At 51.8% G+C, this 21,290-nt stretch carries 19 protein-coding genes and 1 tRNA gene; 14 read left to right on the top strand and 6 right to left on the bottom strand.

The features are described 5' to 3' along the window. Nucleotides 1–6: 6 nt before the first annotated feature. From ABJN86_RS04255 to ABJN86_RS04235, 5 genes are all read left to right on the top strand, one after another. Nucleotides 7–2,028: a VIT and VWA domain-containing protein gene (locus tag ABJN86_RS04255; RefSeq protein WP_348364763.1), complete on the top strand. Its 2,022-nt coding sequence runs from the start codon at nucleotides 7–9 to the stop codon at nucleotides 2,026–2,028. Nucleotides 2,029–2,076: 48 nt separating this feature from the next. Beyond that, nucleotides 2,077–2,757 (top strand): response regulator transcription factor, encoded by a 681-nt coding sequence (locus ABJN86_RS04250; RefSeq protein WP_348364761.1) that lies wholly within the window; start codon nucleotides 2,077–2,079, stop codon nucleotides 2,755–2,757. A 35-nt stretch (nucleotides 2,758–2,792) separates the two neighbouring features. Continuing rightward, nucleotides 2,793–4,298 (top strand): HAMP domain-containing sensor histidine kinase, encoded by a 1,506-nt coding sequence (locus ABJN86_RS04245; protein ID WP_348364759.1) that lies wholly within the window; start codon nucleotides 2,793–2,795, stop codon nucleotides 4,296–4,298. Nucleotides 4,299–4,411: 113 nt separating this feature from the next. After that, nucleotides 4,412–4,486, top strand: a tRNA-Gly gene (locus ABJN86_RS04240). Nucleotides 4,487–4,611: 125 nt separating this feature from the next. Then, nucleotides 4,612–5,640 (top strand): helix-turn-helix domain-containing protein, encoded by a 1,029-nt coding sequence (locus ABJN86_RS04235; RefSeq protein WP_348364758.1) that lies wholly within the window; start codon nucleotides 4,612–4,614, stop codon nucleotides 5,638–5,640. On the opposite strand, the gene ABJN86_RS04230 is transcribed toward ABJN86_RS04235, so the two are convergent. Further along, on the bottom strand, nucleotides 5,625–6,470 hold the full coding sequence (locus tag ABJN86_RS04230; protein ID WP_348364756.1) for a DMT family transporter: 846 nt from the start codon (nucleotides 6,468–6,470) through the stop codon (nucleotides 5,625–5,627). The two genes, ABJN86_RS04235 and ABJN86_RS04230, sit on opposite strands and share 16 nt — an antisense overlap. 154 nt (nucleotides 6,471–6,624) lie before the next feature. Here ABJN86_RS04230 and ABJN86_RS04225 point away from each other — a divergent pair, with 154 nt between their 5' ends. The 4 genes from ABJN86_RS04225 (at nucleotide 6,625) to ABJN86_RS04210 (ending at nucleotide 12,570) form a co-directional block, all read left to right on the top strand. After that, on the top strand, nucleotides 6,625–8,412 hold the full coding sequence (locus ABJN86_RS04225) for an ABC transporter transmembrane domain-containing protein (RefSeq protein ID WP_348364755.1): 1,788 nt from the start codon (nucleotides 6,625–6,627) through the stop codon (nucleotides 8,410–8,412). 194 nt (nucleotides 8,413–8,606) lie between these two features. Then, nucleotides 8,607–10,487: an acyl-CoA synthetase gene (locus ABJN86_RS04220; RefSeq protein ID WP_348364753.1), complete on the top strand. Its 1,881-nt coding sequence runs from the start codon at nucleotides 8,607–8,609 to the stop codon at nucleotides 10,485–10,487. Between the two features lie 425 nt (nucleotides 10,488–10,912). Beyond that, complete coding sequence (locus ABJN86_RS04215; RefSeq protein ID WP_348364751.1) at nucleotides 10,913–11,296, top strand: hypothetical protein; 384 nt, start codon at nucleotides 10,913–10,915, stop codon at nucleotides 11,294–11,296. After that, nucleotides 11,293–12,570 carry a relaxase/mobilization nuclease domain-containing protein gene (locus tag ABJN86_RS04210; protein WP_348364750.1) on the top strand — a complete coding sequence of 426 codons (1,278 nt, stop codon included), beginning with the start codon at nucleotides 11,293–11,295 and terminating at the stop codon, nucleotides 12,568–12,570. The genes ABJN86_RS04215 and ABJN86_RS04210 overlap by 4 nt, the downstream gene beginning before the upstream one ends. 124 nt (nucleotides 12,571–12,694) lie before the next feature. Here ABJN86_RS04210 and ABJN86_RS04205 read toward each other — a convergent pair whose 3' ends face one another. Continuing rightward, nucleotides 12,695–13,375: a hypothetical protein gene (locus tag ABJN86_RS04205; RefSeq protein ID WP_348364749.1), complete on the bottom strand. Its 681-nt coding sequence runs from the start codon at nucleotides 13,373–13,375 to the stop codon at nucleotides 12,695–12,697. A gap of 12 nt (nucleotides 13,376–13,387) precedes the next feature. Beyond that, nucleotides 13,388–14,419: a hypothetical protein gene (locus tag ABJN86_RS04200; protein ID WP_348364747.1), complete on the bottom strand. Its 1,032-nt coding sequence runs from the start codon at nucleotides 14,417–14,419 to the stop codon at nucleotides 13,388–13,390. A 258-nt stretch (nucleotides 14,420–14,677) separates the two neighbouring features. On the opposite strand from ABJN86_RS04200, the gene ABJN86_RS04195 reads away from it, so the two are divergent. The 4 genes from ABJN86_RS04195 to ABJN86_RS04180 all read left to right on the top strand — a co-directional run bounded on the left by ABJN86_RS04195 (nucleotide 14,678) and on the right by ABJN86_RS04180 (nucleotide 17,780). Further along, nucleotides 14,678–16,474 carry a type IV secretory system conjugative DNA transfer family protein gene (locus tag ABJN86_RS04195; RefSeq protein WP_348364746.1) on the top strand — a complete coding sequence of 599 codons (1,797 nt, stop codon included), beginning with the start codon at nucleotides 14,678–14,680 and terminating at the stop codon, nucleotides 16,472–16,474. A 75-nt stretch (nucleotides 16,475–16,549) separates the two neighbouring features. Continuing rightward, entirely contained in the window at nucleotides 16,550–16,819 is a 270-nt protein-coding gene (locus ABJN86_RS04190) for a hypothetical protein (RefSeq protein ID WP_348364744.1), read from the top strand. Nucleotides 16,820–16,831: 12 nt separating this feature from the next. Beyond that, on the top strand, nucleotides 16,832–17,365 hold the full coding sequence (locus tag ABJN86_RS04185) for a hypothetical protein (protein WP_348364743.1): 534 nt from the start codon (nucleotides 16,832–16,834) through the stop codon (nucleotides 17,363–17,365). Nucleotides 17,366–17,429: 64 nt separating this feature from the next. Beyond that, nucleotides 17,430–17,780, top strand: a complete 351-nt coding sequence (locus ABJN86_RS04180; protein WP_348364741.1) for a hypothetical protein — start codon at nucleotides 17,430–17,432, stop codon at nucleotides 17,778–17,780. Between the two features lie 608 nt (nucleotides 17,781–18,388). On the opposite strand, the gene ABJN86_RS04175 is transcribed toward ABJN86_RS04180, so the two are convergent. Further along, on the bottom strand, nucleotides 18,389–19,696 hold the full coding sequence (locus ABJN86_RS04175) for a hypothetical protein (protein WP_348364739.1): 1,308 nt from the start codon (nucleotides 19,694–19,696) through the stop codon (nucleotides 18,389–18,391). A gap of 169 nt (nucleotides 19,697–19,865) precedes the next feature. After that, nucleotides 19,866–20,423 (bottom strand): recombinase family protein, encoded by a 558-nt coding sequence (locus ABJN86_RS04170; RefSeq protein ID WP_348365474.1) that lies wholly within the window; start codon nucleotides 20,421–20,423, stop codon nucleotides 19,866–19,868. A 207-nt stretch (nucleotides 20,424–20,630) separates the two neighbouring features. On the opposite strand from ABJN86_RS04170, the gene ABJN86_RS04165 reads away from it, so the two are divergent. Further along, nucleotides 20,631–21,071 (top strand): hypothetical protein, encoded by a 441-nt coding sequence (locus ABJN86_RS04165; RefSeq protein ID WP_348364737.1) that lies wholly within the window; start codon nucleotides 20,631–20,633, stop codon nucleotides 21,069–21,071. 35 nt (nucleotides 21,072–21,106) lie between these two features. On the opposite strand, the gene ABJN86_RS04160 is transcribed toward ABJN86_RS04165, so the two are convergent. Next, nucleotides 21,107–21,290 (bottom strand): antirestriction protein ArdA (locus ABJN86_RS04160; RefSeq protein ID WP_348364736.1); only part of this gene is annotated, 184 nt, incomplete at its 5' end.

The raw sequence follows: 21,290 nt of genomic DNA, 5'->3' as shown, positions 1-21,290 counted from the left end.
ATTGCTATGCGACTTCACCTTCTTCTCATTCCATTTATATCATTCAGCGGGGCCCTGTCAGCTTGGGCCACGGAGCCCGATGATGTGGCAGGGCGCGTTGTCGCCACTGTTGCTGGCAGCACCTATGAGCTGCCTATGCTCGACAGCAAGGTCAGTGTCACGATTGAAGGGGACATGGCCACAGTTGAGGTCACCCAGAGCTTCTTGAATGAAGCGCATTTGCCGGTGGAGGCGGAGTACCTGTTCCCCCTTAATCAACTCGCGGCAGTCTACAGCATGGACATGCGCATCGGTGATGAGGTCATCCAAGCCAAGATCAGGGAAAAAGCAGTGGCTGAAGCCGAGTTTGAGAAAGCAGCGGAGGAAGGGAAATCGGCCGCTCTATTGACCCAACACCGCCCGAACATGTTCACCCAGCGTATAGCCAACTTGATGCCGGGCTTGCCCATCGACGTGACGCTTCGCTACGTGCAGATGGTGCCAAAGATCGATGGGCAGCACGAATTAGTGATCCCTCTCATTGTCGGGCCTCGATATGAGGGCGCAGCGGTGCAGGTCGATGAACCTTTGGAGGCTGAGGAGGATCTCGTCAGCAACTCTTGGACAGTTAGCGATGTACCGGCTTATCCGAAGGTTGCTGGGATCGAGTTGCCCGATAGCTTTACCGCAGAGCGCGTGTCGCTAGATTTGAAGATGACCAGCGGTGTGACAGTGTCCGGTTTAGGGAGTGAGACGCACCAACTTGCGGTGACGGAAGGGGATGAAGGTCTCACCGCGACTTTTGCAAAGGGCAAAGTTCACGATAACCGCGATCTGGTGATCCGGTTCTCGTTGGGTGGCGATACGCTGGAAGCGGCGAGCCTGTCCCATAAGGATGAACGGGGTGGCTTCGTCTCCATGATGATTGAGCCACCAGCGCTTCCCGATGATGCCAGCATCACGCCTCGTGAATTGGTTTTCGTTCTGGACACCTCAGGGTCAATGAGTGGCCAGCCGATGGACGCGAGCAAGAACTTCATGGATGCGGCGCTTAAGGGCCTGCGACCAGATGATTACTTTCGCATTATCCCCTTTGCCAACACCACGCAGAAATTCGCAAATGGTTCTACACAAGCGACGGCGAGGAACATTCGTCGTGGGCGTAAATACGTGGATAACCTGAGCACTGGTGGCGGCACAGAAATCAACAGAGCCATCAACACTGCATTTGGAACCAGTCAGCCGGACAACACCATGCGCATCGTCGTCTTTCTAAGTGACGGATACATTGGTGATGAAGCCCGCGTGCTGCGCACTATCCGCGAACAGATTGGCGAGGCTCGTATCTATGCCTTTGGTGTGGGACGTTCGGTCAACCGTTATTTGCTTGATGCTATGGCGGACGAGGGGCGTGGCTATTCACGTTACGTGGGGTTGGACGAGGAAGCCGATGAGGTGGCAGAAGTGCTGGCCGCAGATCTGAAGTCGCCTCTGTTGACTGATATTTCCATCGATTGGGGGGATCTCGAGGTTCAAGACGTCACTCCGGCCCGCATCCCCGATCTGTTCGCTGGAAACAGCCTGCGCATTTACGCTCGCCACAACGGCACGGGGGATGCAGAGGTTACGTTAAAAGGCTTGGTGAATGGGCATGAGGCCAAGATGCCAGTGACCTTGAACCTCACCAATAATGCAGAGCAAGCGGCGCTTCCGTTGATCTGGGCTCGTAACCGGATCGCGGGCCTAACCCGCCAAATCGCTGTTGGAGAGCGCCCAGATGAGGCGGATCGCGAGATTACAAAGCTGGGGCTAGAGTTCTCATTGCAGACGCAAAACACCTCTTTTGTCGCGGTGTCAGAGCACCCTGTGAACACCAGCGGTCAACAGGCAACCGTAACAAGCGTCCCGCTGCCTATGGTGTCTGGTGTCTCCAAAGAGGCGTATGCGCAGCCATTCGCCGGATCATCATCACCCGAGCCAGAAGCGATCATCGGCTTCCTCATGCTTGCCGCCATGACCCTACTGGGTCTGCGCCGGAGGGTTACTTAAATGCTGGGCCTTCTGGACAAAGCGCGACCAAGTTGCAAAGTAGCTAAGATGACCAGCCGCATTCTCATAGTTGATGACGATCCGCATATACGCGATGTGGTTCGTATTGCCGCCGAGGGCGCAGGTTTCGCAACGGCAGAGGCTTCCAACGGGCAATCGGCGATCACGCATGTGACGCGCGAAGACATTGATCTTGTTGTGCTCGATATTGGTATGCCCCAGATGGACGGTTTCGATTGCTGCAAACAGATACGCATGCATTCCAATGTGCCGGTTCTGTTTTTGACGGCGCAGGATGACGAGGTTGATCGCGTGTTGGGGTTTCAATTGGGGGCGGATGACTTCGTCTCCAAACCCTTTAGTCCACGTGAGTTGGTGCTGCGGATAAAGGCGATACTTGCGCGCGGTAAATCAGCACCTGTATCTGCATTGTCCCATGGAGCGTTGAGCATGGATAGCTTGCGACATAGCTGCAGCATTGCGGGAATGGAGCTGGGCCTTACGGCGACCGAGTTTTCGCTCTTAGCGATCCTGCTCGCGACACCGGAACAGGTGTATGACCGCAATCAATTGATCCAACAGATATATGGTCCCAATTCCACCATGTCGGGGCGGACCGTCGACAGTCATTTGCGCAATATTCGCGGCAAGGCCAAGGAGCTTGGGTGCCGCGATATCCTTGTTACGGTTCACGGCGTTGGCGTGAAACTCGGGCCTTGTAGCGGGTGAGCGGCGTCCACCAAAAATGGCGACCGTCCATTGCGATGGTCATTGCCATCGTTTGCGCAGCGCTGGTTTCTGTTCCCTTGTTGGCGTTGTTGGCGGTGCGGCTGACTTCGAACCAATTTGTTCGCGAAACAGAGCAGTCCTTGATCCAGCAAGGTGCCATTTACGCAGAGCTATATTCGCAAGCGTTTGGCGCTGAAACGGGTCCCGAGATAGGGGCGCAATTGAGCGAAGCGCAACAGGAGCATTGGGGCGCGAACTTGCATCCGGCGCGGGCACAATTAAACGTGCGACAAGACATAATCCTGCCCCCCAGGCCCGATGGCGTCCCGTTTGATCAGGCATTGGATGCCCGCCACGCAATGATTGCGGATCAACTGATACATGTCGCACGCCGATCACAACGCACGACATTGGCAGGCGTGGTTTTCTTGGATCACAATGGTCGCGACATCAATGCGAAAGCAGCGCCCTCATTGGCCGATTTGCAGGAGGTGAAAGCCGCGCTGACGGGTGATATCGGGGCCGTGCTGCGTGCGCGGGTAGATGATTTTGATCCGCACCCGTTTTCTTCACTCAGCCGCGATACTGGGTACCGAGTGTTCCTGACGTATCCTGTATTGCTGGATGACCGTGTCATTGGGGCTATCTATTTGTCGCGTACCCCGTTGAATTTAAGTAAGTTCCTGTTTCAAGAGCGATATCCTATGATGATCATGCTGGTCTCTACGGCAATTGGTGCATCACTGATTGGCTTGCTGCTCTTGCGACTAATCTCGCGTCCGATTTACGCTTTGCGCGATTCCTCTCGGGCTATTGCGGTGGCGCGCAACCCTAATGCCAAACCTCTGTTGCATTACGGGTTAAGGGAGCTGGCGGATCTGGGCGATAGTGTCTCGACGATGGCGAATACCTTGTCGCAACGCTCGCGGGATATCTCGACTTATAGTGACCATGTTACGCACGAGTTGAAGTCCCCAGTGACGGCAATCACCGGGGCGGCCGAGTTGTTGCAAGGGAACGAGCTGGGTGAGCAAGATCGCCGTAAGCTTTTACAAAACGTCGAAAAAGAAGCGCTGCGGATGAACCAATTGCTTAGCCGTTTGCGCGAAATGACAAAGCTGCGTTTGACCCAAGCAGGTGGACCCGCAAAGCTGGCACAGATGCTTCCCAAGATCGACGGATTGGAGGTTTTCCTAGACGCGGACGAGGATGCAACGGTGCCGTTGTCGCTGGAGCACGGGCAAATGGTTTTGCATCAGATGGCACAAAATTCACGGGCGCACGGCGCGACAGAATTGCGGTTAGAAATGCAAGATTTCGCCTTGCAGGTTTCCGACAATGGGGAAGGGGTCTCGCCCGCAGATATGCACCGCGTGTCCGAGCCATTCTTCACTACGCGCCGCGACGCGGGCGGCACCGGAATGGGGTTGTCCATCGTTGTCGCAGTCTTAGACGGGTATGGGGCGAAGCTCGATTGCATGGCCAATACGAATGGCGCTACATTCTTGATTGATTTCAAAGAAAACGATGCGGCTGTTTGAGCGATGATCGCCTGAATAGCTATCTCTTTCCGATGTTTATGCGATCTTGGTGTATGGGCAGGGCGTACCTACTTGACCCGCTTCATGGCGTGGAATAGTACGCTATTAGCGACGCGGGCGTTGTGTAATGGTTAAGACCTCAGTTTTCCAAACTGAAGATGCGGGTTCGATTCCCGCCGCCCGCTCCAAACCTTCTCATTTCATATTTTAGCTAGCCACCAGACGGCATCTTGCTCTTGTGGTTTGCCTAAGTTGCCCAAGTCGTAAATTCAGCCTAGATAGAATTTGTATTCCACTGAAGGATTTAGCTGCCATGGGTGAACGCCCTCCCTCAGCAATCACTGCCAACCAAGTAGAAAACGGCGCTGAACGGCGCACGTTTGAGGTGTTTGTGGGGAAGAGGTTCTCGGAGTTGGAACTGGCGGCGATTACCCACACTTTGAACGAAGCCAATGACATTTTGGCAAGAGACTGCTTCTCATGGCGGTTCGTCTCCGGCATCCCCGGATTAGTGACGGGGGCAGCTGGCACAATGGTGCGTGCGGAGCCGGCGATTGCGGATCACGGGTTCTCAGATGTCATGATCGTTATTGGCGGGCGTCAAAGTGAGAAGCCTGCGTGGTTATCGCGTGCGCGGGCAATGAAGCGTAAGGGCAAGCTTACCGTGTTGCTATCAGATGCGGCGACCGCCTACATCAAAGCCGTCAAAGCGCCATCGGCCCGTGTGACGACACATTGGCGCGATATCTCGGCTTTGGAGGAAAGCGGATATTACCCCAATTTGACCACGCGGTTTTCTGAAAACAGCGACGGTATCATCACCGCGGCTGGGGCAGGCGCCACCGCAGAATTGGTGATTGGGTTGATCGCGCCGCAATTGCAGGCCTCACAAATTGCAGAGCTTGGCAATCAGTTGCTGCTTCACACGATCCGCAAAAGTGATGCAGAACAGCCCAAAGACATCGCGGACAATCAGGGGTTGTTCGATGTGCATGTGACCCAAGCCATTCGCCTCATGGAGGAGACATTGGCCGATCCCATGCCGATGGCGGAACTTACCGCCCGTGTGGGCCTGTCCACGCGCCATCTGGAACGCGTGTTTAGAAGGGTCTTCAACGACAGCCCTGCGCGGTTCTATAAAAAGCTTCGTGCAAAGCGGGCGCGCACCATGATTGAGGACACGTTGATGCCGATGATCGATATCGCCGTGGCCACGGGGTTTGGTTCGGTGAATACGCTGTCCAAGGCGGTGCGGGATGAATACGGGATCACACCGTCAAAGATGCGGACAAGGCGTAAGATATCATTGCTGACCTTCGATGAGGATCAAAGCGCCAAGTAACCAATTCCCGCAAATGCGACGAGGCAGCCCAGCCATTGAATTGGGCTCATACGTTCTCGCAGGAAGGTCCATGCCATAACGATAGTGATCAAGCCAAACATAGATGCGGCAACCGAGGCATATTGTGCATCAGGCAATCCGCCTGCGAATAAGACGACCATCAGCGAGATGCCGTCAAGGCAGCCCATCGCAAGCAGAACCGGAATGGACGCGCGGCCGGGATTGAAGGGCAGTTTCATCACCATCATCCCCACAACGAGCAGGGTAATCGACATCAAGCGCGTGATGAGGATCACTGGCAATTCCGATGACATCTCGGTTGCGATTTGCCCGATGGCAAATGTTCCGGCAAACCCGACGGATGCGATGAGGGAGTAAGCAACCGTGCGCCCCATAGGGGGTATGTCGTCCTCGTCTTGTCCCGACAAAGCGGCCACGATCGATACGCCTATGACAATCAACAAGACGGCCAACCATTCTAGCGCAGAGATGCTGGTGCCCGAGATCGCGGCCCAAGCAACCGAGAGGATCGGGTAGCTGGCAATGATAGGTGACACCAGCCGAACGGGGCCACGTTGAAAGGCAAGATATAACCCGATGCTCGCGACCAAGAAGAACACGCCCGAGATCGCCGCATAGATCGCCGCCTCTAGGCTAACCGGCTCAACCGCGTCAGTGGCGACCATGAGGACGCCTTGCAAAATTGACCCCGCCAACAACACCATCAGCAAGGACGCCATAAGCGGCGCGCGTTGACTTACTTGGCGGACCAGAATGTCGTGCAATCCCCAGCAAACGGCCGCAATTAGCCCAAGACTCAGGGCGCTCATATCAACTCATGTGTCATCATTTGTAGGCAGGACCTTGGGCAGTTTTGCGCGCTATAGCAGTAACGCTACATCTTGACCACGTCCTCGTCATTTCTGGGTGCTTGCGAGCGTGCCTTTGCTCCGTTAAGCCATGCCGACGATAAATGGAGGCATCATGGCGAAAGCACCAAGCGGCGAGGCGGAACGCGAGAAATCCAAGCGGATTGGCGCGCTCAGAGCCCTTTGGCCATTCATGCGTCCATATTTGCCGCTAATAGTTGCCGCAATGCTCGCATTGTCGTTGACGGCATGTGTGTCACTTATCCTTCCGATGGCTGTGCGCCGCGTGGTTGACGGGTTTGGCACGAATGAGGCCGCGCTGCTTGACCAGTACTTTGGCGCGGCGCTGGCCGTCGCAGCCTTGCTCGCGATCGGGACGGGCCTTCGGTACTACCTCGTGACACGACTGGGGGAGCGCGTCGTGGCCGACATCCGCCGCGCCGTTTTTGACAAAACCATTAGCATGGGGCCGGAGTTCTTTGAGCGCGTCATGACTGGCGAAGTTTTGTCCCGCATCACAACAGACACCACGCTGATTTTGTCCGTGATCGGGTCATCGGTCTCAATTGCCCTGCGCAATGTGTTGATTTTACTTGGTGGCTTGATCCTCATGCTGCTGACCTCCGCCAAACTGACCGGTTTGGTTTTGCTGATCGTTCCCGCCGTGATTGTGCCTATTATCGTGCTTGGACGCCGCCTTCGCGAGCTTTCGCGCGAAAATCAGGACCAGATCGCTGCCTCGTCGGGCAATGCCTCCGAGGCGCTTTTGTCGGTTCAAACCGTGCAAGCCTTCACGAATGAAGCGCCTGCACAGGTGAAATTCGCAGGCTTCACCGAGGCGGCATTTGAGGCCGCGCGCAAACGCATTGGCACCCGTGCGGTGATGACCGTGATCGTGATTTTCTTGGTCTTCACTGGGGTCGTCGGCGTGTTGTGGATTGGAGCGCGAGACGTGCGCGCAGACATCATGTCCGCAGGCGAATTGGTCCAATTTTTGATCTACGCAATCATGGTTGCGGGCGGTGTAGCTGCTTTGTCAGAAATCTGGAGCGAGCTGCAGCGCGCCGCAGGTGCGACGGAGCGTTTGGTTGAACTGCTGGGCGCAGAGGACAGCGTAGTCGACCCTGAAGCCCCAGTGTCCGTTGGCCGTTTGACCGGTGCGGTGCAGTTCGATGATGTTACTTTCCGCTATCCTGCGCGCCCAGACATTGCGGCCCTCGATGGGGTGTCGTTGGATGTGGCGGCAGGTGAGACCGTCGCCTTGGTCGGGCCGTCTGGCGCGGGTAAAACCACAATTATTCAGTTGTTGTTGCGCTTCTATGATCCCTCAACAGGGATGATCCGCTTGGATGGAACTGATATGCGCGACATGGCTCGTACGGACTTCCGCCGCTCCATCGCGCTGGTGCCGCAAGATCCGGTGATATTTGCTGAATCTGCACTTGAGAACATCCGCTTTGGCAGGCCCGATGCAACTGACGCCGAGGTGGAGGAAGCCGCGAAAGCCGCCGCAGCGCATGAATTCCTGAATAAGCTGCCCGAAGGTTATAACACCTATGTGGGCGAGCGGGGGGTCATGCTGTCTGGTGGTCAAAAGCAACGCATCGCGATTGCACGCGCTATCCTACGTGATGCGCCGATCTTGCTTTTGGATGAGGCCACGTCGGCATTGGACGCTGAAAGTGAAGCGCTTGTGCAGAAGGCGGTTGACCATCTGAGCCGTGATCGCACGACTTTGGTTGTGGCTCACCGTTTGGCAACAGTGAAGCAAGCTGACCGCATCGTTGTGTTTGATGAAGGCCGCATCGTGGCCACTGGCACTCATGAGGATCTGGTTGCACAGGGCGGTTTGTATGCGCGTTTGGCCAAGCTTCAATTCACTGCGGGGCAGGCGGAGGGGTGATGCCTCCACGGGATTGTGATTGCTAAACGAGTGCCGTTTGAGGGAACTCATCAGGTCATTATTGTTTGAAAGAGGGGGGTATGACCTCCTTTTTCGCATTTTGCGCTGCGTCAGTATTGCGTGACGCCGCATTCCCACTACGTTAATTGGTAACAGAATGACGGCCTGATCACGGGTTGCTAAGGGAGGAAGATATGGGAAATTTCGCCACCAAGGCGGATCGGGACGCGATCCAAGCCGAATGCGCTTGGGAAGATCGCGACCTTCCAAAAACAATGTACCAGTTCTTGACGCGGACCAAAGAGAAGTTCGGCGAGCGCGATGCCTTCTCTTACCAGCTTACCTCGGGGCCTACGGATAAGAACGAGACGTTAAGTTGGAATGAACTCCACGGTAAATGTTGCCAAACGGCGAACCTGTTTCGTTCCTTGGGTGTGGGCGAAGACGACGTTGTGGCCTATATTCTGCCCAACGCATCCGAGACGGCGTTCACATTGATCGGCGGCTCGATCGCAGGGATTGTGAACCCGATCAATCCCTTGTTGGAGCCGGAGCAAATTAGCGCCATCCTACGCGAAACCAACGCAAAAGTTGTTGTGACGCTTAAGGCGTTCCCAAAAACGGACCTAGCTCAAAAGGTGTCCGAGGCGGTTGGATACGCGCCAAACGTGAAGACGGTGTTGGAAATAGACCTGCTTCGATACCTCTCGGGGATAAAGAAGTTTATCGTGCCGTTTATCCGGCCCAAAGTTGAATCCAGCCATCACGCACGCGTGCTGGATTTTAGCGCCGAGATGGCCAAGCACCCAACCACATTGGCATTTGAGGATAGCGTGGGTGACCGCGTGGCCTTCTACTTCCACACTGGTGGTACAACGGGCATGCCAAAGGTTGCTCAGCACAAGTATTCGGGCGTGGTTTACAATGGTTGGTTGGGCCGCAAGCTGTTGTTCACTGAAGAAGATGTGCTGATGTGCCCGCTTCCCCTATTCCACGTCTTTGCGAGCCACGTGGTGCTGATGTCGGTTATCGCATCAGGCGCGCATGTCGTCTTCCCAACGCCGCAAGGGTATCGGGGTGACGGGGTTTTCGACAACTTCTGGAAACTGATCGAGCGCTACAAGGTGACCTTTATGATCACCGTTCCGACTGCGATTTCGGCACTTATGCAACGTCCCGTAGATGCGGATATCTCCAGCTTACGGATCGCGTTCTCTGGCTCATCCCCTTTGCCTGTGGAGCTGTACAACCGATTTGAGAAGGCGTGCGGGGTGACCATTGTTGAAGGTTACGGTCTGACTGAGGCTACATGCCTGGTGTCCATCAATCCCCCAAGTGGCGAAAAGAAAGTCGGTTCCATCGGCATTCCTTTCCCACATACAGAGGTCACTATTCGAAGTGTAACGGACGGGTCCGAATGCGGTGTGGACGAGATCGGTGAGATTTGTCTGTTCAATCCAGGGGTCTTTGCAGGGCACACCTATACGGAGGCCGACAAAAACATTGGTCTTTACTACGATGATAAATACCTGCGCACTGGCGACTTGGGTCGCTTGGATGCTGACGGCTACCTCTGGATCACTGGCCGTGCGAAAGACCTGATCATTCGCGGTGGCCACAACATCGACCCCGCTGAAATCGAGGAGGCCTTGGCCGGACACCCTGAGGTCGGATTTGCTGGTGCAATCGGGCAACCTGATGCCCACGCTGGCGAGATCCCTTGCGTCTATGTTGAGTTAATCGACGGAGGTACGGCGACGGTTGACGACTTGATGGCCTTCGCGAAAGAAAAGGTGCATGAGCGTGCTGCCCATCCAAAGTACATCGAGTTGATGGATGAGTTGCCCAAAACCGCTGTTGGTAAAATCTTCAAGCCTGAGTTGCGCAAAATGGCCATCACTCGCATCTACAACGCGGCGCTTGAAAAGGCCGATGTTGCGGCGGAGGTCGTATCCGTTGCGGAAGACAAAAAACGGGGTTTGGTGGCGCAGGTGGCAAAGCGCGGCGATGTGAGCGAAGACGCTATCAGCCATGTTTTGGGGGCATTTACGCGTCCATGGGAATGGATTGACTAAATCTAAAAACAACGCTTCGCTCTAGAAAAAAAGGGCGAAGCGGGGTTGCTGGGGGAATGTGACACGGTCAACGTTCTCCGAATTTTTGCACAGCCCTAAAGGACGATGGTGCTGGCTAATCCCCATTCGTACGGGTTTATTCAGAATTTAGATGTAAGTTGCAGCATCGTTCTGCAATTTACGCCCGCCCACATCTCAGGGAAACGGGGGTTTTCAAGTCTTTTTAGGGGGATAGATGGTGCACTTAGCGTCGAAAATCTAGAACAGCTTTCGCACCATGATTTGTTTGAGGAATTAGAGCGTTGGGAACGCTACCTGCGATCTGATCCTGAATTGGTTAAAGCACTGCGTTTGCTGGCCAATTCGGAAGAGGGCGGTGCGAAGTCGAATGCGCCAACGGCACCTAAATTGCGAGGGCCACGCCCATGAGCATTTCACAATCAAATCCCAAATCTTCACGCCCTGCACCATTTTCTCTGCGACTGACGACAGAGGAACGCGAACAGCTTGAAGCGCAAGCTGGGTCTATGCCCTTGGCGTCGTATATCAAGTCTGTGGTTTTGACCGATATGGCTCCTAAATACCGCAAGCGGGCCAAACCACCTGTTGCGGAGCAACAGCTCTTGGCTGAGGTGCTAGCCAAGTTGGGTGCGACGAGATCAGCGAACAGTCTCAACCAGATTGCCAAGGCCATTCACCAAGGCACCCTCTATGTCGATGATGAGTTAGAGGCTGACCTCAACGCGGCCATAGGTGAGATTGCTTGGATGCGCGTGACGCTGATGCGGGCTTTGGGGGTCAAGTCATGATCCTGAAAGGGTCTCAAAGAGCTGGCGCTGTCGCGCTGGCCGACCATTTGATGAATGACCGTGATAACGATCATGTCTCAGTTATGGAGATTCGAGGTTTTGTCGCGGATGATCTGCATGGTGCGTTATCAGAAGCCCATGCGATCTCAAAGGCTACGCAATGCACGCAATTCATGTTCTCGCTAAGCCTAAGTCCGCCACAAGATCATGTCGCAACCGAAGAGGAACTACTGGACGCCGCTAACCGCGCCGAAGAGAAACTGGGTCTCGGTGGCCAACCTCGCGCCATCATCCTTCATGAAAAAGAAAATCGTAGGCATGCCCACGCCGTGTGGAGCCGAATTGATGGAGATGAGATGAGAGCCATCAACATGTCTCATTTCAAAACCAAACTGACTGATCTTTCCCGTGAACTCTATCTGGATCATGGCTGGGAACTACCTAACGGCTTGCAAAGTCACGGCGGTAAGAACCCGCTCAATTTTACCCTGTCGGAATGGCAGCAGGCCAAACGGGTTGGTGTTGACCCTCGCGAGATAAAGCAACTATTTGTGGATGCGTGGGAGAGGTCTGACAATCTCAAATCGTTCAAAAATGCTATTGAAGAACGGGGCTATTTTCTGGCCAAGGGTGATCGTCGGGGATTTGTCGCGGTTGATGTAAACGGCGAGAGATTCTCACTTGCAAGGCCTGTGGGCCAGAAGGCCAAAGACGTCAGAGATAAGTTGGGATCGCCTGATGTTTTAGCTTCGGTGGCGGATGTTCGTGTGGATGTGAAATCCAAGGTCACAAGCCAGCTCAAATCATACATTGCGCAGATCAAGACCAAACATGGTGAAGATGCGCGTCCTTTGTTGGACGAGAAGGCCCAGATGATGAAGCTGCACCGTCATGAACGCAAGGTGCTCAAAGATGGTCAAGCGATACGTTGGACCCAAGAAACCATTGCACGGCAACAGAGGCTCAATGGCGGGTTGCGGGGGCTGTTTGACAAGCTGACTGGCAAGAACGGCAAAGCCAGACGGATCAACGAGACTGAGGCGATGCAATGCGCCAAGCGCGATCAAGTACAACGAGACAGTTTGGTGCTAGCGCACATGCGGAGCCGCAAGGCTCTTCAGCGTAAGTTCGTCACTCTTCGAGACAAGCAAGCGCAGGATCGGAAGATATTGGCGCGATCAATTGGGCAGGCGCTACGAACCCATCGACACACCGATGATCAGAGCCACAGGCGACAACGCAATCGTGATCGCAGGCTAAACCTGTCGCCCTAACCGTAGCTGTCGTGAATGCGATACACGAGATTTGCCCCTTCTTGATTCTTGAGTAAGTCGTTTTAAATTTCGGACCATGTAAAATCCAATAGACCGATGCGACTGCCGTCGTAAGTAATTACCGCTATTGCTTCGAAATGACAGGTTCTAGTAATGTAACGCACCCACTAATGATACCACTGCAGACAAGCCAACAGACTAATAGAAAAGAGACAGATTGACCAAATGTGCCACTTTTCTCTTTTGGCAAAACTAATATCCTTAATGCTATGCATGCGGCTGTTGGAACAAATATACAGACTACAAAAAGTGGGTTCAAAGAGAATGGCCAGTCTCTTATTTGAAGCTCTAGGTCATCAACTACATTTGGCCATCCAGCTGTATCATCTTGATTGACCCAAATTATTAAATTTACAAGAGTGATGATGATGACGCAAAAGAACCACGCCGAGAAAAGACCCACAACCCAATGGCCAGTGTAGGCATCACGGATACCTGATTCTTGAACGTTTGATGTCCAATTGAGAAATGCAGCAATTAACGTGCCTAGCCACATTAAAAGTACCAGAGTGGCCAGCGATAAGATGACCACAAAGGTAAAGTCAGCTTTTTGTGGGTTGACCATACCAAAGAATGCTAAAAAGTGAAATGGAACAATCAACCAAACAGCTTTTGTAGCAGTTTCGAGAGGTTTGTATTCCTTGTGGCCTTGCGTCACTTTAACCAATGGGTTCTGAAGTCTTCGCATGATTTTTAAGAACGAAGGCAGGGCATCTAGAATATTTTCCAACTCTTTAGTTATCATTAGTTGGTTCCACTATTGCCATCTCAACCTGATATAGCCTGCTGCAAAGTCTCCAGAAAGCTCTTGAAAATGGAGCTCGGTCACGCGAGGTTTCCAATCGCCCGACGCTGCAAATGCTCTCGCTGCTTTCTGATGAACACCTACTCCAGATATTGCTGCCCAGAACTGGCTCCCTAAGGTGGCGGTAGGGGCCGGGGCATCCATAGAAATGCAACTCTCTGGGGAGCCGTCAAGGTAATGCAGAGACGCCTCGACGCTCGAAACCTGTAGTTGCTCGTCCTCGTTCAACGATTTTGACTTTGGTGCGGTACGCGCATAGGCGGGTGACGGAAGAATAATGCTAGCTATCTGTGTTGATGTGGTTTCGACTATTGCCTGTACTCTGGTTAGGGATTTTGTAGGTTTACGTCCATTGAACACAAGTGACGCGACAGGCATATTATTCAGATCAGTCACTTCGTCGGTCGAGAGGCAAGCCGAGCCATTTTCACGATGGTATTTAAAGTGGAACCGTTGTTGAAGAAGCTTATTTTTTCCACCTCCTGCAGCCTTCCCATTGTGAAACGCAACGTACTCAGCTTCGGGAACGAAATACCGTCCGTTCGTACCTAACTGCGCACCTGTGTTGTTTTCCGTACAAATTGTCTCACCCAGTGTTTCGCGGTAAATGGCTACGAAATCGGACGTCAATGGGGTTATGCTACGGGTCAAACGACGCACTAATACCGCATCTGGCAGTTGCTGTGCATTGCCTAAGTTCAACCAATTCTTCTGACCAGCACCAGATCGAATAAATATTTTCCCCTGTTCGGAATATGGAAGTCGTTTAGATTCTAGGGCAACAATGGCGTCTTGATCTACACTTTTCATCGCTGGGAGAGAAATGCGCCTTGCGTCTTCGATTCGCCCAGTGACAGAATAATGTAATCCATTTTCAGTTAAGTGGTCTTTGTAATTCGCGTCACATGATTGTGCTGAAGCTGTTGATAAGCTTGCAGAAAATATCAAAAACATGACTGCAAAAAGATTGATACCAAACCGCATTCTACGAGGCTCCTCAAAATAATCAAAATAATAGAAATAGTAGGTATGGATTTTTCTTATGTGTCAAGGATTCTGGGGGGTGTGTTTCGACTAATTCTGCCTTCACCGTCGAGTTCTGTACCTTGAGTAAGTTGCGGTCGAAAGCTGAGCGTAATGAGTTTGAGAGCTACCCGATTTAACCCGCGCAATACCCGCGCAAGCGGGTTGGCGCATTCCCTAGACCCATAGGCACTTGAAACTTCTTTGAAGGAGAGTGCCATGAGTTGGCTCAACACAAATCAGACAGCAATCCTGCTGGCCTGTATCGCGGCGATTGCCGCAACAGAACCCGTTATTGCCCAAACTATGTTTGGGAATGGCTACAATAACTACTCGTCCCAATACACCTTCGAGATGACTATGGCCCGTATCATTATGATGGTGGTTTCGGTTAGCGGCGGCTTTTGCCTTGGATGGTTTCTGTCGCCGCAAGCCAAAGAGTTTCGAAAAATCGTCATGGTCGCCGTCGCATGCCTCACGCTGGCGATTGCTGTGTTCAACAACGGCATGCTGGGGTGGAGCGCAGCATGGCTGGTGTCGTTCGTAGGCTTCTCCATCGCCGTTGGCTACTGGCTGGGCCACGGCGTCAAAGCCATGATGCAAACACCCACGACATTTGGGTCTAGTGAATGGGCTGATCTGGACCACATGATGGAACGTGGTTTGATGGGGCGTGATGGGATCATTCTTGGGGCTGTTGCCATTGATGGCGCGGTTGAAGAGGTGTTCTCATACAAGGGTGATCGGCATCTTTTAACATCAGCCCCAACACGTTCTGGCAAGGGCGTCTCACACATCATCGTCAATCTGCTGTGCTACGATGGTTCGGTTCTCGTGATTGATCCTAAGGGCGAGAATGCAATGATCACCGCTAAAGCGCGGGAAGATATGGGACAAGAGGTTCGCGCCGTTGATCCATGGGGTATCTCTGGCCTGCCAGTGGCGCGGTTCAATCCGCTGGATTGGTTGGACCTTGGTGATGTTGATGCCGTCGAAAACGCCATGCTACTGGCTGACGCTTTGGTTCAAAAGGACAGCCACGGTGATAGCTTCTGGCAGGAAGAGGCCAAAGCTTTGCTACAAGGCCTGATCCTGTTCGTTGCCTTTGATGAAGAGTTCGAAGGCAAACGCCATCTTGGAACGATGCGTGATCTTCTATTGCTGAGTGGAGAAGAGCTGACCTCGTTGTTCCAGCTTATGGCGAAGTCGCCGCATCACATTGTTCGTTCCACGGGCGCACGGTCACTGCAAAAGGAAGAAAAGCTGATGGCCAATGTCTTGGCCTCGGCTCAGGCCGAGACGCACATGCTTGATAGTGAGCGTTTGCGGGAAAGCCTGTCGGTGTCGGATTTCAAATTCGAGGATTTGAAAAAGAAGCGGATGACCATCTATTTGATTCTGCCTGCGGATCGGCTGGGCGCATTTGCTCGGTTCCTGCGGCTGTTGGTGCAACAAGCCATCACGGTCAATGCGCGGAACATCGAAGACAAGCCAGAGAAGCCTGTCTTGTTCATCCTTGATGAGATGCCCGCCTTGGGGCGTCTGACCATGGTGGAGCAAGCCTTTGGCTTGATGGCGGGCTTTGGAATCCAGCTTTGGGGGATTACCCAAGACCTTTGCCAGCTTCGCAAGGTGTATGGCGAGGATTACGAAAGCTTCATCGGCAATAGCGGGGCAGTGGCTTACTTTGGCTCTCCCGATAAGACTTCGGCTGATTACTTCTCGGATATGTGCGGTGTGACCACGGTGTGGAACTTTAGCTCGGCAGTAGCCACGGCGTTTAGCTCCAGCTCTGGAGGCTCTGGTGGGTCATCTAGCAGCTCCAGCACGGATACCGACACACGGGCGGCGACACAGCGTAAGCTGGCTTACCCCGATGAGCTGATGCGCTTGAAACCAAACCAACAGTTGATCCTGATCGAAAATACCAACCCGATTATGGCGACGAAGATTAAATGGTTCGAAGACCCGGAGATGGCTGCCAAAGGCGTCAATCTCCACGCTAAGCAGGACTGACCCTCACAAGACTAACCACGGCGGACAAAATCGCCGCCGTGGTGACCTTCTTCCCCCAAAAATGTGAGACACACCATGATAGACATTGAATCCCATGCGCCGTTTTGGGCTGAGGTAAAACTCTTGCTCTCCCCCACCGACTTGTTCAAAGCCGCCAAACTTAGCGGCATGCCCATTGATGAAGATCAAATCACGCATCGGTGGGAACACATGCAATCCAACCCCGCCTTGTGTCTTGAGATGGGAGAAGCAGCAGCGCATGCGCTGCACCTCTTGCTTGCACAAATCGACTTCGAAGATGTCTTCGATAACCCATCCCCCTTCATCATCCTTGATAGCTTTTAGGAGTGCGCCAACATGCCTGACAATTCCTCAAAGGACGCGTTCAACCAATCCGTGACCAATCCCGATGGATCGCCTTTGTGCGATAAAGACAACGCAGCACCAGTGCTCAAACCAAGCTTTGCCCAAAAACCTGCGCCCAATCTGGCTCCAGCGGGCATGATGGGTATCAGGACGGGTTTAAAACAGCCCTCAGAGCGCACACCAGAGCCATCTAAGCAATCTGGGGTCGCATTCAACGAACGCGATAACGACACAAGCCTGTGGACCGATGGGCGTATCATCACGATGGAAGGTTATACATTCACCGCGAAAGTGCATGACGAACCGTCACAGTTTGGGATTGATGGTGGAAAAATCTCAAAGCTACAGGTTTGCAAGGACGGTGAGCAGGTCATGAATTATGATCGTGGTTGGGATGATGATCCAAAGACGGCTGAGCATAGAGAGGCGTTGCACCGCATCCGTAATGGCCTTGATGACACCCCTGCAAAAGAGTTCAAGGGTTTTGAACGTGATCAAGGTAAGGATCATGGGTTTGAGCGATAAATCAACGGCATAGGACTATGTTCCGATGGCAGGATAGTACCTAAAAATGCTATCCTGTCGTTACATGAACCACATTGAATTTATGCAATTCTTGAAGTCGCAGGACGACACCGACGCTCAAAATAAACCCATCACGCGGTTGTACAAAAACAGCCATGGTGTGGACGCGATGATCCATCTGCCGCAAAGCTACTGGGATATTGCTGATTGGCTAGAAGATCGCGGCGATGTCGACTTTGGCCATTGGGTCATTCACTGCGAACAAACCCCGTTCGAAGACTGGAACCTCTCCCAACTTCTCATGTACTGGCTCTGGCTCGATCTATGTCGTCGCCATCGCTACGGCGAACCCACCGCCACGCCTGTGCCCCCAGAGGGCTATGAGCCTTATGGGGAGCGGGCGAATGATGCGTAGTTATGTTTCCGTTAAGTGAAAACAGAGTTTGCTAGAAGCGTTCTCGGGATAACTGGGCTATATATAGTAAGTGCTCTTCACACAGCTTCCAACAGAAGCCACCCGGATGCGGTGCTTTGACTGGTTGTGGTAAATGATTAGAATGAAATAGCTTCCGTTTGACCGAACTTCGAGTGAACGGAAAGCGCTTTGCAATATCCGATATCGTATAGCGACCGCAGTTTTGAGTGTCTTCACACATGCTTTTCCTCACGCCTTTTTAGCGCAATATCAACAACATATGTTAAGGAGGCAAGGTCAAAATTAGTGATCTATATGTTGATGTTTTATCAACATATGGTACTCTCAGTAAAATTTATAACATATCTGGGGGTTTGGGTGAGTGACGATAGTAAAGACCATTTCAACATGAGGGCGCAGTATCCTGAGTTTTTTGATGGAAGACTCACGGAGGAAGTCGTGAACCGATTTCTTCGCGAGGAATTGGACAGTGAGAATTATAGGCTTCCGCATCGATCAATTATGCTTCCTGATCGCAATTTTGAAGAGTTAGAATGCACGACGCCAATAAAAGGTAGGGCGCCGAGGACGTAAAAAGGCTAATAGACCTAGATATCGACGCTTAACAATATTTTGGCATCTAAAAATGGCCTACTATAGCTTACTGTAACACCTTCTGTTTCACGGTCTTGAAGGTTCTCTTTCTCGATTGGTTGAAAAAGTAGTTTAGAGTTCGATTCTACACCATAGGAGTCGTTGATAGTGATTTCTGCATGAACCGGCCCAGGGGCTCGCTCAGAGCAAATGGAAACTTGAATTTCGGATGTGGGGTCGATAACTGAAAATTCAAAGAGACGATGTTGAACCGCGTCGGTAGATGTATTCTCGTCTGGGACTTGAATGTATTCGGCTTCTAATGTCAGCTCAATTCCTGTGTGATTTGCGCTTATCATCGCAGGATTTATCTTCAGAATACTATTGAATACAGTTGCCTGTCTCCAAGGGCTTTCAGCAGATTCTGTTTCCAACTCGATTCCCTGTTCCGGTATTTGCTCTTCCAAATCATCGGAAGTATCGTCTCGACTAAAGAAATTTCCATCTTCTGCGTAGAATGTAATGGTCTTTGATCTAGTTTCCGAGTGTCGAACAAACGTTGGTACATGGCTTTCGTTCGCCCAGCCTTGTGCTTCCCCAAGCGTCCAGTAACCATCTGCCACAAAGTTGCATTGAGCGACAGCTTTGTTTGATTTTATTTGAACAAACTCAGGGAGTACTTCAAAAATAATCTTCTCAAAAACTTTTACGCGTTTTCCAACAACTATTCGAATATCTCTTTTTTTGACTAAAATTCCCTGTTGTTTTGCTACCTCTAGAACTCTTTCATAAGTACTTACCTTGAGAATTTTTTCTTCAAGAGGTATTTTTTTAAAAGCTTTATTGATTAGAAATAAAACCCAATAGGTTGGACGTTCCAATCCGAATGCGCCAAGAGTAAGCAAGGCCTTGCCTACTGCGATTTTCCAAGGTGACAGAAATGAAATAGGGTTGTTCGATGCTATGCGCTTTGGCAATAATTGCAGAATCCAAGCAATGATTGATGCTGAGCAAACTAAGGTTAACATTTGATTTCTAAGCAATTCGGCTATATCGAACTCTAGGTCATTTCCTCTAAAAAGTACATACTTTGCTTCAGTTGGTATTTGCGCATCAAGAATCGTTTTGAAAAGTAATATTGATAAAATGGATAGAAATTGCCTTGCCGCTGAAAAAACCTCGTAATTCTTAGTTAGGATTTTGACGTTTTGAGCTAAATCGCTTCGCTCGGATTCAGAATCAATAACATCTTCTCCAATTTTTCGGCTTGAATTAACGGCTTGCTGTACCCCTTCTAATGTAAATGCAAAGAAGGCGATCATGAGTAATGCCGTTGAAGTCACCCACGCAAAACCCGAATGACTGTGTGAAACGAGTAGGCTGAAAAAAATAAATATCAGTGAGGTAAGAAATGTAGACCAAATTAAAAGCTTAACAATATAACCATTCATCACGGCACAGGCTCTTCGTTCTAGTAGTTTTGATGTCACCTTATACGACCGATAGATTAGTTGAAGTCTTTTTTGGCCTCCCCACGTGCACACCTCTAGCTTTCGCTGCAGCCATGCCCGCCTTAGTGCGCTCAGAGATTAAGCTCCGCTCATACTCTGCAAACACCGCCAATTGTCCAAAGATCATGCGCCCTACGGCGGTTGAGGTGTCGATACCCTGCGTGATGGCATGAAAGTGGATGCCGCGTTGCTGTAGGTCTTCTAGGATCGACAGCAGATGGATCGTTGATCGCCCAAGGCGGTCTAATTTCCAGACCGTCAGCGTATCTCCCGCTTTGAGTTTACCCATCATCCTATCCAGAGCAGGCCGCGCTCTCTTGCCCCCCGAGACGCCGTGATCGCGATATAAGACGGCGCAACCTGCGGCCTTGAGCGCGTCGATCTGGAGGGCTTCGGATTGATCCGTGTCTGAAACGCGGACATAGCCGATTTTTCTACCGTGCGAGTTTTGGTGCCTTGGCTTGCTATGCTTTTGATCTGACTCAGTAATTGCGTTTTGGGCTTGTGTCACCTGATTAGAGTGACACGGTTTTGTCATCAAACAACTGGAATCCATGGCATTTTCTCCTTGTCAAAAGGGGTCCCTTTCAAATGCAGCACTCAGCATGGGTTTCAGTGGCCAATCACCGCCGAAAAACCTGTGGAAAACAAGGCGACGGTGATCGGATCATCGGTACGTGCTAGTGATATAAACAAGGGACCCCTTTTGAATTCTCCACGCTCATCCAGATGATGGACTGATTAAGTGATGAAGAAAGAAAACTTTGGTGTTGTTGCTGCTGTTGCAATCATCGTCGTTGGTGTTGCGTTTGCTGGCTACAAAGTGGCCACCGCTGAACCACAAATTGATACTGCAAAAGTTGTCCGCGAATATGAGCGTCAAATTGACGAAAACTACATAAAAGTTCTCGCCAACTTTAAGCTTGGGACTTTTCGCGGCACCTATGCGGATGTTGCAAATTCGCAATTCCAAGGGATGCAATTCAGCGTTGTGCCGAACTCGGTTTCTTGCTCGGTCACCGATAGCGGGTTCATGACTTCAAGATATATTTGCAAAGTTGATCTGGATATTTCTGGCAATGACAAAGCGATGGAAATCGCCCAAAAAGACGGGGCATCCATGCGGGGGATTTGGACGATCAACTCGCTGAATTCTAGAATGACGTTCAACAGGATTTGGCATTAACCACGTCGCAATTGCTGTTCTGTGTCGGGCAGTAGCTATGCTGCCCGATAGATCAAATACTCGCCCGCTATTTCAGTCTCGCTGTAATCCACAGCCAGATCGCGGGCGATGGCGTCATAGTCGATGTAATGGGCCAGATGGTCTGGGATGTCACCGAATAGACCTTCCGCCACGAACTCCTCGGCTAGGTCCTTCATGCTGCGGGCATGATAAATATCA

The sequence above is a fragment of the Litoreibacter sp. genome, from assembly GCF_039974535.1.
Classification (GTDB): Bacteria; Pseudomonadota; Alphaproteobacteria; order Rhodobacterales; family Rhodobacteraceae; genus Litoreibacter.
Note: the sequence above shows the minus strand (reverse complement) of the source record. Positions and strands in the feature narration are given on the sequence as shown.